Here is a 12,056-nt window from a genome sequence, read left to right as displayed (position 1 = left end):
ATGAAAGCATGCAGGAATCTGGTGAACAAGGAGGACGCCTTGAGCATTCGCAAACAGTGTGAGATTTTGTCTGTCAATCGAAGCAGCTTATATTATGCACCGGTTGGGGAATCGGAAGAAAACCCGGAGATCATGCGCAAGATAGACGAGCATTATTTGGATTATCCCACCGAAGGCGTCATTCGTGCCCGGGATTTTTTGTTTGCACTGGGTTTTGTGGTCAATCACAAAAGGGTTCGTCGGCTACTTCGTCTGATGGGATTGATGGCGACATATCCAAAAAGGAATCTGAGTAAATACATTCGTCCGTACTTGCTAAGGGGATTGAAGATAGAACGTCCTAATCAGGTATGGGCTATCGATATCACCTATATTCCCATGAAGGATGGGTTTCTGTACTTAACGGCCATTATCGATCTGTACATCGTTGGGGATATCCGATACGCTTGAAGCATAGGCATCCCTTGCAGTCTTGAAGCAGGCCATAGAAGATTACGGCAAGCCGGAGATAGATAATCAATTCCGATCAAGGACGCCGGTTTACCTGTGAAGAGTGGATAAACTATTTGGAGAGCGAGAAAATCGAAATCGGCATGGATGGTAAAAGAAGAGCGATCGACAACGCTTTTATCGAGCGGTTTTGGAGATCATTGAAGTACGATTATGTATATTTGCATCCTGCCGGCGACGGTTTGGAACTGTATAAGGGTTTAAAGAAATATATGCACTACTACAATTACGAATTGCATCATCAGGGAATTGAAAGGAAGACCCCTGCGGAGTTATACCGGCCGGCAGCATAAAGATGAAAAAAATGAACTTACAGGCAAAAGAAGTAACGAGAAGAAAAGATATTAATAACCGGAAATAACTCGCAGAGTTATTTCCGGTTATATAACACCTCATCATCATTATCATCAGGAATTATGATAGAAATTCAATTAAGAAATGACCAAAAGTGGTCCTAAAAATGGGTAGTACCTCAATTTTTTTTACCGACGAACGGACAGCAACAGCCGAACTAAGGCGTAAACCGGCTGCCATTCCTCAGCAAGAACAGAACATAAGAAACAACGTGGAGGCAACCATCTTTCAGTATTGTTTTCATATTCATACGAGGAACAACAAAACACGATACAGAGGTTTACTCAAACACAAATTGTTTCCTTTCACCCGATGTTTACGGATAAATCATGTCCGTCTTGGAAATTATCCGGTAACAACAGGTCAAAGAGCGCATGAAAATGGTTTGATAACCGATTTTCGCTATATAAAGAGCTCTATTGTGGAGAAACTTTTTTTCTTTATTTTTTTTTTACTTCCTCGTTTAACAAAAACCGGAAAAGTAAAATCAATAAACTTATTTTTGAAACTTCAAATTGCCACTATTTAAAGTGGACTCAAAGTTGAATATTAAACGGATTTAAATATGAAACAGATACTTAGCTCAACGGCATTGGTGCTTCTTTTGATTGGTAATGCACATGCGCAACAAAAGAAGAATCTCTTGTTTATTATAACCGATCAGCAGCGATACGATGCATTGAGTATTGCCGGGAACAGTGTCCTTGAAACCCCAAACCTCGATCGCCTGGCAAGGCAGGGAGTTTATTTTAAAAATGCATATACGTCATGTGCTGTATGTGCCCCGGCACGGTCGTCCATCCTTACCGGGCAGACAGTCGAACACCATGGGGTCTGCACCAACGACAGGGCCTATTTTTATGATGAAGAGGTCGTTATGGATATGCCCACCTTCGATGAAATCCTTTCGGAAAACGGGTATCATTGCGAGTATTACGGGAAATGGCACAGCCAGACTTCGCACACAGGGGTTTACCAAAATCCCAAACAGGTATCAAAAGAGGGAAAATCCGTTTTTGCTCACGACGGACAACGATTCGTATATCTTGATTATCTTGATGAGCATGTCCCGGAAAGGGGGTTAAAACCCGGTGAATTTTACGACGGGTTCACGGCAAGTCCGTACAGGCCCAACCCGTTGGACACTTTTTACGGACGAAAATATGAGGAGATCAAAAAATCGAAAAAGAAACCCAGTCAGCCTGATCTGCATGGCTGTTCAACGATTCCCGCGGAGTATAGCTTAACGGCTTTTCAGGCGAAAGAAACCATGAAGGCGCTCGAACGGTTAAAGGATAGCACATTTAGCATTACCTGTTCGTTTCATTTTCCACATGCGCCCATGTTGCCGCCTGAGCCCTATTGCAGCATGTACCCAGCAGAAAACATGACACCTCCTGCGAGTTTACATGATGATATGGAAAACTCGCCTTATAAAAAGGCCAACGACAGGTTGTACCTGCCTGAATATTCGGATCCTCAAAAGATTAAGTACATGATTTCCAATTATTACGGACTGGTGAAGGAGATTGACGACTGGGTGGGGAAAATTCGGGCAAAGTTGGATGAACTTGGATTGAGCGATAATACACTTGTTATTTTCACCAGCGATCACGGAGAAATGCTGGGCGCCCATGGCATGAGGGAAAAGAATGTATTTTACGAAGAATCAGCACATATTCCGCTTATGCTCAGATTTCCTGGCCACATAAAGCCGGAAACAACGGTGGATGGATATGTTTCCAATATCGATCTTTTTGCCACAATCCTTGATTATCTGAAAGTTGGGAAACACAAATCAGACGGCAAGAGCCTGCGTGGTTTAATCGAAGGAAAAGATAAAAAGCATGGTAAATATGTGGTAGCTGAATGGGACTACAGAGGAGACATCGAATCAAATTACATGATTGTAAAAGATGGCTGGAAGCTAATCATTCCTTATTCCAAAAGCTCAAAGGTTATCAATGCTATGTACGATTTAAACAGCGACCCAAATGAAATGAACAATTTGATTGGCGACAATCCCCAAAGGGGGTTATACCAGGAAAAGGCTGAAGAATTACGAAAGTGTCTTCTTAAGTGGCTAAAGAAAAATAATTCCAGGCATTATGAAGGCGTAAAAGAGAGGGAGTTAATTTAGTTGTTAGGTAAGTAATTAGAGTTTGTTTATAAAGTCCTATATTTTTTGCTTTATTATTAACAATACTATGTTATATTTATAGTTAAATAACTGTAAATCAATAAATTATCTTATATTTTATTTGGTTAACTCCCTGAAAATCAGTATTTTTATAGATTACTCAACTAATTTATAAAGTATGATTTTCAGGGAAGTCAGCATCTTTAATTCAATTGTCGGTAACGCTTTGAAAGGGTTATCACGCAATAAATGGCGACGTGACTTTTTATTGGAAATCTTTATGTTGTATCTCTGTATTCCCGGTCGAATTAATTTTAAGCAAATGAGCCGTTACAGCAAGCACTGCGAACAACGTTTTCGGAATCGGTTTAAAGAAAGATTTGATTTCATGTCATTCAACTCTTCACTGATCACTCCCCATATCGGCAAACGAATCGCCATTTCCTTTGACCCAAGCTATATCGAGAAATCGGGTAATAAGACACCTTATCTCGGCTCATTTTGGTCGGGCTGCGACCAATGCACCAAAAAGGGGCTTGAAATTGCACAAATCGCTTTAATCGACATCGACTTGAACCAAAGCTTTCATTTGGAAGCCGTACAGAGTGTTCCTTCAAAAACATTAAAAACAGTCTCCATGTCTTTAGTCGATTGGTATGCTCTTTCTATTATCGAGAGAAAAGAAGAACTGCAGAAATTATCCAATATCGTTGTTGCAGATGCATTCTTTTCGAAAACAACATTCATTCAACCTCTTATGAAAAACGGATTTCACGTAATATCCAAACTAAGGGACGATGCCAACCTGCGTTATAAATTTACGGGTGAGTACTCCGGTAAAGGAAGGCCAACCCAATGGGCAGGAAAAGTTGACCTTGAGAATTTGAATATGAATGTTTTTACTCAAATTCAAATCAATGAAAACACACAGGCTTTTTATGCCGTTGTCAACTCCAAATCTTTGAAAACAGACATTTTATTGGTTGTCGAACAAAAAACGGAGAAAAACGGAAAAACGATACAACGTTTGATATTCTCCACCGATACCAAAATGAATGCGCTTGATGTTTTAGCGTATTATCACTGTCGTTTTCAAATGGAATTCAATTTCAGAGATGCCAAACAGGCTACCGGATTGAATCATTCTCAGGCAAGAGACTTGGACAAACTCTATTTTCACTTCAACGCATCACTTACAACGGTCAATATTGCAAAGATTATTCATCCGAGCAATAAAATGAACGCAGAACAACCATTCTCAATCGCCAACTATAAACTATTGTATCACAATGCTTTTATGTTGAATCGATTTATTGAGGCTTTCGGTGTAAAACCTAAAACCCTAAAAAGTCGCCACCTTGTCAAAGAACTTCTATATTTCGGCATTAAAGCTGCGTAATAGCTATTTTTTCTAACGAACTATTGAGTATTTAAAAAATTAGATAAATGAAAGCGATGGCAATTTTGCCCATCGTATGAACAAGCAATAGTTCGTTAATTATTTAATATACGAGTCATGCAGCAATTGCTGCAAACTCGACGAGTTCTTTAACAAGTTTATCATTTAATCTTCTGTTCGGCTTTATGCCGGACACGCAAATAAATCGTTCAAGCAGATAGGCATTGTGTATCATTGTTTTACACGATGCCATAGAAAAAGGGATATATATACTATAGTACTACCCATTTTTAGGACCACTTTTGGTCATTTCTTAATTGAATTTCTATCATAATTTCTGATGATAATGATGATGAGGTGTTATATAACCGGAAATAACTCGCAGAGTTATTTCCGGTTATTAATACCTTTTCTTCTCGTTATTTCTTTTGCCTGTAAGTTCATTTTTTTCAACTTAACAAGTGGTCTAATTTTTGGGGAGTACTACAGGTTTTTTCAACGCCTTGAAACCCTTCAAAATATTTATGCTCTCCAATTTATTTTCAGTGAAATCTGTTCCGATTTCAGAATTTTTTCTTTAATTTTGTCCGGCAGCATATTTTTTCTGTTTTGGTAATTATGCAGCTAATATACTCATTTTTAATGATATATTAGACAAAATATGCTGCTTTTTTTCTTTTTTATCTCTTTTTTCTCCTTTATTTTCAGCCCTTTCTGAAGTGCGAAACTTTAGCATGTTGATATTCAAAAAATAGTGAGAGGCATTAGTTATAGCATGTAGATTTATCTTTGAATCTGCAATTACAAGTTCGTTTTGAACCTTCGCATATCCTGTTATTTTCCTTTTTTTTTGGACATCTTTTTAATCGTTTTTCCTTATCTTTGCGAAAAACCCGCTGTTGATGATCTGTTTTCCGAATGCAAAAATCAATTTAGGTCTTCAAGTTATTTCTAAACGAACGGATGGCTACCATAATATTGAAAGCATTTTCTATCCTATAGGGATGAGAGATGCGCTTGAAATTATTCCTTCTGATGTTGGTCAGCCATACCGTTTTTTTGTCAGTGGTATTCTCGTCGATTCCCATCCCGAAGACAACCTTGTGGTGAAAGCTTTGCATCTGATCAAATCGCAAAAACAAATACCGGACATCGATATTTATTTGTTGAAAAAAATCCCATTCGGAGCCGGACTGGGAGGTGGATCGGCTGACGGTGCTTTTATGTTGACCCTGCTCAATAAAACATTTGCATTGGATTATACGCACGAACAACTGCTTGCTTTTGCCCGACAGTTAGGGGCCGACTGTTCGTTTTTTGTGAATAACCGCTCTGCATTGGCTACCGGCGTTGGAGACCAAATCGAACAGATAGATCTCGATTTAAGCCAATATCGTATAGTGGTAGTTAAGCCTCCTTTTGGAGTTTCCACACGCGAAGCCTATGCGATGGTAGAACCTCACGTTCCGGAAATCTCGCTTCGCGAAGTCGCAAAACAACCTGTATCGGAATGGAAACGGCTGCTGAAGAACGATTTTGAACCTCCAATTCTGGATAAATATCCGGCTATTGGTGCCATTAAGCAAAAGCTTTACGATATAGGTGCAATATATGCGTCGATGTCCGGTTCCGGATCATCGGTATATGCTCTTTTCGAACGCAATGTTCCCGTTAAGCCAAACTTTGGCGATTGTTTTGTGTGGATCGAAGAGTAAAGGGTGAAGAGCAACAGTTTTGATAACAAATTGTAAAAAAATAGACAGATAATGAGAAGAATTTGCATCGCTTGCCTATTGATATTAGGAATCATCAATGTGAATAAGGCAATTTTTGCCCAGCAGATATTTACACCAAATAAGGTATGCATGTTGGGTCCTATACCCGTAGAGGAGCCTGTGATGCTCGATAGTGTGGATATCAACGAAAAAAAATTTACCGATGAATCTTTGTTGGCTTTCCCAATGGCGCTGCCGCCCATCAATCGTTTTCCGATGGAATTAGAACCGGATACAGCGGGTAATTTTTATCTGAAAAAACCTGACGAAGGCAAGGCATTGTATCTTGTTTCGTTTTTTGTTTCCGGTAGTCGTTACGGTAAAGGCAAACTGACTATAACTTCTCCCAATATGCTCGAACTCTATGTCGATGATGACAGACGTGGCAGCAAGACGCAACGCAATGACAGTTTGCATCAAGCAGGCACTGTTGATGTTTCGCTAAATGGGTTTACGAATGGGAATCGCATTGTCGTAAAAATACTTGCATCTGCAAGCGATAAACTCGATCCTTCTCTTAAAATTGAATTGAAACCCGACAAGGAAGATTCTTTGCTTATCTACACCTTTGGAACGGAGGAACACCGACGCATCACAATTGAGGATATTCTCGACGGAAAACGTGTTACTTCGTCCGAAATCTCACCGAGCGGACGTTTTATATTGTTGATCTATACCGAAACATTGCCGGGAGGCAGTCGTATCCAATCTGTCGAGGTGTATGATGCACAACAAAAGCGCATCATTTTTTCGGAAAATTCGGTTCGTGAACAACTTGGATGGATGCCAAAATCTGATCTGTTGCATTATGTTGCAGACAATGAGAATGGACGAACGCTTTACACGATTGATCCATTGACTATGCAGAACAAAATCCTCGCAGAGAATTTGCCGAAAGAAAAATTTAACATAGCGCCTGATGAAAAATCGATGTTCTACTCTACCAAAAAATCGCAAATCATAAGCAATCCATCCGGACTCAAACGACTGCTTTCTCCCGAAGATCGACAGCCCGGCTATCGTGATCGCTATTATATATATCGGCATTTTTTCGATTCGGGATTGTCCCAACAATTGACTTTTGGTCAAAAAACGGCTTCGCTCAACGATATCACAAGCGATGTCCGCAAATTACTATTTTCCGTTTCGGAAGAAGATTTGAGTCAACGTCCCTTCAGCAAAACATCGATGTATTTGCTTGACTTGCAAACGATGCATCTCGACACGATTTGGGAAGACGAACCGTTTGCCTACTCGGCTCAATTTTCACCCGAGGGTACGCAATTACTCATACACGGTGCACCCGAGGCTTTCGGTGGTATCGGACTGAATATTCGTCCCGAACAGACAGCCAACAGCTACGATACGCAATCTTTTATAATGGATTTGGCAACTCGACACATCGAACCCGTTACTAAAAACTTTAATCCCACCATTGATTCGCAGCAATGGAACTACAAGGATGGATTTATCTATTATCGCACGCAAGATGGCGATCGCGAAAACATGTACCGTTACTCCTTCAAAACGAAAAAATTTGAAATGTTGCCTTTGCAGGAGGATGTGATTCGTTCGTTCGATATTGCTCGAAACGGAGAATGGGCCACATACACCGGAATGAGCGTTTCGAATTCGAGCCGAGCATATCTTTTCAATCTAAAAACGATGAAATCTACCTTGCTGTGCGATCCTTATGCCGAAAGACTCGAAAAACTGGAATTGGGAGATGTGCAAGATTGGAATTTTACCAGCTCTTTTGGTGACGTAATTGAAGGGCGATATTATCTTCCACCTCATTTCGATCCTGCAAAAAAATATCCACTCATCGTTTACTACTATGGTGGTACAAGCCCTACGCAACGTATTTTCGAAAGCACTTATCCATTGCACGTGTATGCAGCTCAAGATTATGTTGTTTACACGCTTCAACCGAGTGGTACCACCGGTTACGGTCAGGAATTTTCGGCACGTCACGTTAATGCCTGGGGAAAACAAACGGCCCAAGAAATCATCGAGGGTACGAAGAAATTCGCGGCCGAACATTTCTTTGTGGACAGCACGAAAATAGGTAATATCGGTGCGTCGTATGGCGGATTTATGACTCAATACTTGCTCACGCAAACAGATCTGTTTGCGTCTGCCGTGTCGCATGCAGGTATTAGCAATATAACTAGTTATTGGGGCGAGGGTTATTGGGGATATACGTATAGTGCCGGAGCTAGTGCAGGAAGCTATCCTTGGAACAACCCGCAACTGTATGTGGATCAGAGCCCACTCTTTCATGCCGACAAGATAGAGACACCTCTTCTGTTGTTGCATGGTACTGCCGATACCAACGTACCAATCGGCGAAAGTATTCAGATGTTCACTGCATTGAAGCTGCTCGGGAAACCTGTGGAATTTATCCAAGTAGAAGGGGAAAATCACGCTATCTACGATTACCAAAAACGCATTGCATGGAATCATACCATCTACGCATGGTTCGACAAATGGCTCAAAAACGATGCACGTTGGTGGAATTCGATGTATCCGGAGAAATAACGAAGACACTTATCAAATGACTGAAAAAGATATTTCGCTGCGAACCGTTCATGTTTTGCGTTATGTTGTTCCATTGCGCGAGGGAGGTTCTTTGCCGGCATTGGTAGAAGCAGACGACGGATTCAAATACGTGCTCAAATTTAGAGGTGCAGGCCACGGCGTGAAAATGTTGATTTCCGAATTGTTGGGCGGATTAATTGCTTCACGACTTCGATTGCAGCTGCCCGAACTGGTTTTTGCATATCTCGACAGCGATTTTGGTAAGTCGGAAGGTGATGAGGAAATTCAGGATTTACTCAGAGCGAGTGAAGGTCTGAATTTGGGAATGCATTTCCTGTCAGGGGCTTTGCCTTACGAGCCTGCGATAAAAACCGATCCATTGCTTGCCTCTAAAATCGTATGGTTCGACGCTTTCACCACAAATGTTGACAGAACCGTCAAAAATCCCAATCTTTTATGGTGGCACAAGGAATTGTGGATTATCGACAATGGCGATTCGTTTTACTTTCATCATTCGTGGAAGGATTTCGAAAAACAGGCGCTCAATCCGTTTCCCTATATTAAGGATCACATTTTGTTACCACAGGCGACGATGCTTGATGAGGCCGATGCATTGGCACACGAAATGATTTCGGACGATTTTTTGGGAGAAATTGTGCGCATGATTCCCGACGATTGGCTTCATTGGAATGGTTCTTCGGAATCACCTGACGAAATCAGAGATATGTATTTTGCCTTTCTCAAAACGCGATTTGCTCATTCTTCAAACTTCGTAAACGTTGCCAAAAATGCCCGCTAACGACTTGAATATCTTTCAGTATGCTGTGATTCGATTTGTGCCGAATGTAGAGCGCGAAGAATTTGTAAATGTTGGACTGATCATGTATTCCAAGAAAGCTCGATATATTCGGATGGAGTATCGGTTATGTGCCGAAAAATACAAATCGATTTGTATATCAGGTCCGGAATACGATGAAGTGATAACAGTCCTTGCCAATATGAAGGATATTTCGTTGGGAAATAGCCAAGCGGGTCCGATTGCCGCACTCGATTTATCGGAACGTTTTCGTTGGCTGACGGCAGTGCGAAGTACCGTGATACAGTCATCGTCGGCTCATCCGGGCAAATCGAGCGATTTGGATGCTACATTCGATCGGCTTTTTAACGAATTGGTGCTTTGATGTAACACCAATTTAAACGATATTCTTTTGCCACATTTTCAATCGTTCTGAACGATGCCGTAGCTTTGTTTAATTTCATCCATGACAAATACACTGTGAATGCCCGCAATGTGATCGAATTTTCCTAACGTGTTAATAAGGAACGATTGATAATATTTCATGTCGGGAGCCTGAATTTTAAGCAGATAATCATACTCTCCCGAAATATTGTAGCACTCGGTAACTTCGGGAATTTGTGCAACAAAATTCACAAAATCATTGGCGATAGTCGAGTTAATTTGTTTGAGCTTGATGTTACAAAATACGCCGAAGCCCCGATGGAGTTTTTCGTAATCGAGAATCGCTACATATTTTTTGATAAAGCCCTCTTTTTCGAGTTTACGTACTCTTTCGTAAACGGGTGTGGCGGACAGATTTACTTTCGCTGCCAACTCTTTGGTTGTGAGTCGACCATCTTCCTGCAAAGCTTTTAAGATTTTGAGATCTGTTTCGTCGGGTTGATACATTGAAAAGAAATTTTTTTCTGCTAATCGATTATTTTTGCTATTCTACTGTATAGTCTATCTATATAAGACTGCAAATATAGAAAATATATCTTTATTTGTCGATACATTTTAAATTCTATACTATATTGTCTTAATTTTGTAGTAGAGAAATTCAGACAAAAATTCAATTAATAATTACAGCTTATTATGGCAAATAAAGAAAAAAATTTTAAGTTCGAAACCTTGCAGGTGCATGCAGGACAAACACTCGATCCGACGGGCTCAAGAGCGGTCCCTATTTATCAGACAACATCGTATGTTTTTGAGAGTGCGGATCAGGCCGCAAATCGTTTTGCGCTGACCGATGCCGGAAATATTTACACCCGTTTGACAAATCCAACTACTGCGGTGGTTGACGAACGTGTAGCGAAGCTCGAAGGTGGAACTGCCGGAATTACGGTTGCATCAGGTTCTGCTGCAATTACGTATGCAATTCTCAATATAGCCGATAGTGGCGATCACATCGTTGCTGCGAGCACACTCTATGGAGGAACATACAACCTTTTCAGCGTAACATTGCCCAAATTGGGAGTAACGACTACTTTTGTCGATCCAGACTTCGTCGAAAATTTCGAAAAGGCCATTACGTCAAAAACCAAAGCATTATTCATCGAAACAATTGGGAATCCGGGCATCAATCTCATCGATGTAGAGGCTGTGGCCGAAATTGCTCATCGACATGGTCTTCCGCTGATTGTGGACAATACTTTTGGTACTCCTTATTTGTTTCGGCCCATCGAGCATGGCGCCGATATTGTAGTGCACTCGGCAACAAAATTTCTGGGGGGACATGGGACAACGCTGGGAGGTGTAATCGTGGAATCGGGAAAATTTGATTGGAAAAACGGTAATTTTCCCGGATTCACCGAGCCCGATCCACATTACAACGGACTGGTCTTCGGTGATTTGGGAGAAATAGCCTTCACTACCAAAATCCGGGCACAATTGTTGCGCGATACGGGTGCTGCCATTTCACCTCTTTCATCATTCTTGCTTTTGCAGGGAATCGAAACACTCTCGTTGCGCGTTGAAAGGCATGTCGAAAACACTCGCAAAGTGGTAAACTATCTTGCAAATCATCCGAAAGTAAGTTGGGTAAATTATCCCAATCTCCCGGGAAATAAGTACAAAGCATTGGCCGATCGTTATTTTCCAAATGGAGCAGGATCCATTTTCACTTTTGGAATAAAGGGTGGGAGAGAAGCAGGAGCCAAATTTATCGATTCGCTCGAATTATTTTCACATTTGGCAAATGTGGCTGACGCTAAATCGTTGGTCATTCATCCGGCAACGACAACCCATGCGCAGCTCAATGATGAAGAATTGAAAGCTGCCGGTGTCACTCCCGATATGATTCGTTTGTCAATTGGTATTGAAAACATCGATGATATTCTTGCCGATCTCGAGCAAGCTTTAGCAAAGGTTTAAAGAGAATAATTTGGCTGAGAGGTAATTTCAGCATACTTATATTGTCGAAAAGGAACAAAGGGGCTGTCTCAAAAGTAAGGACAGTCTCTTTTTTTAGTTGGGAAATATCATAAAAAACAGGGAAAAAACAGGATAAACGATTTGTGTAATTGCAAAATATTTTGTATTTTTATAGCTGAATAT

Annotated in this window: 10 protein-coding genes; 9 read left to right on the top strand and 1 reads right to left on the bottom strand. The window is 40.8% G+C overall.

Going from position 1 to position 12,056, the window contains the following annotated elements; genetic code table 11:
* From EJN84_RS07980 to EJN84_RS07945, 8 genes are all read left to right on the top strand, one after another.
* Complete coding sequence (locus EJN84_RS07980; RefSeq protein WP_129594933.1) at positions 1–450, top strand: IS3 family transposase; 450 nt, start codon at positions 1–3, stop codon at positions 448–450.
* Between the two features lie 116 nt (positions 451–566).
* Positions 567–803 carry an integrase core domain-containing protein gene (locus tag EJN84_RS07975; RefSeq protein WP_262707352.1) on the top strand — a complete coding sequence of 79 codons (237 nt, stop codon included), beginning with the start codon at positions 567–569 and terminating at the stop codon, positions 801–803.
* 626 nt (positions 804–1,429) lie between these two features.
* Positions 1,430–3,004, top strand: a complete 1,575-nt coding sequence (locus EJN84_RS07970) for a sulfatase-like hydrolase/transferase (RefSeq protein WP_129594931.1) — start codon at positions 1,430–1,432, stop codon at positions 3,002–3,004.
* A 322-nt stretch (positions 3,005–3,326) separates the two neighbouring features.
* The gene (locus EJN84_RS07965) at positions 3,327–4,403 is read left to right on the top strand and encodes a transposase (RefSeq protein WP_238943971.1); all 1,077 of its coding nucleotides are present in this window, start codon (positions 3,327–3,329) and stop codon (positions 4,401–4,403) included.
* 902 nt (positions 4,404–5,305) lie between these two features.
* Complete coding sequence (gene ispE / locus EJN84_RS07960; protein ID WP_129594930.1) at positions 5,306–6,118, top strand: 4-(cytidine 5'-diphospho)-2-C-methyl-D-erythritol kinase; 813 nt, start codon at positions 5,306–5,308, stop codon at positions 6,116–6,118.
* A 51-nt stretch (positions 6,119–6,169) separates the two neighbouring features.
* Positions 6,170–8,719 (top strand): alpha/beta hydrolase family protein, encoded by a 2,550-nt coding sequence (locus tag EJN84_RS07955; protein ID WP_129594929.1) that lies wholly within the window; start codon positions 6,170–6,172, stop codon positions 8,717–8,719.
* A gap of 31 nt (positions 8,720–8,750) precedes the next feature.
* The gene (locus tag EJN84_RS07950) at positions 8,751–9,518 is read left to right on the top strand and encodes a HipA family kinase (RefSeq protein WP_238943977.1); all 768 of its coding nucleotides are present in this window, start codon (positions 8,751–8,753) and stop codon (positions 9,516–9,518) included.
* Entirely contained in the window at positions 9,508–9,900 is a 393-nt protein-coding gene (locus EJN84_RS07945; protein WP_129594927.1) for a DUF3037 domain-containing protein, read from the top strand. The genes EJN84_RS07950 and EJN84_RS07945 overlap by 11 nt, the downstream gene beginning before the upstream one ends.
* Before the next feature lie 38 nt (positions 9,901–9,938).
* On the opposite strand, the gene EJN84_RS07940 is transcribed toward EJN84_RS07945, so the two are convergent.
* Positions 9,939–10,406, bottom strand: coding sequence for an Lrp/AsnC family transcriptional regulator (locus EJN84_RS07940; RefSeq protein WP_129594926.1), 468 nt, complete (start codon positions 10,404–10,406; stop codon positions 9,939–9,941).
* A gap of 186 nt (positions 10,407–10,592) precedes the next feature.
* Between EJN84_RS07940 and EJN84_RS07935 the strand changes: the two genes are divergently transcribed.
* Positions 10,593–11,873, top strand: a complete 1,281-nt coding sequence (locus EJN84_RS07935; RefSeq protein WP_129594925.1) for an O-acetylhomoserine aminocarboxypropyltransferase/cysteine synthase family protein — start codon at positions 10,593–10,595, stop codon at positions 11,871–11,873.
* The last annotated feature ends 183 nt before the right edge of the window (positions 11,874–12,056 follow it).

This window comes from Seramator thermalis (genome assembly GCF_004138125.1).
GTDB lineage: Bacteria > Bacteroidota > Bacteroidia > Bacteroidales > Dysgonomonadaceae > Seramator > Seramator thermalis.
This window is presented reverse-complemented; position numbering and strand designations above follow the sequence as displayed.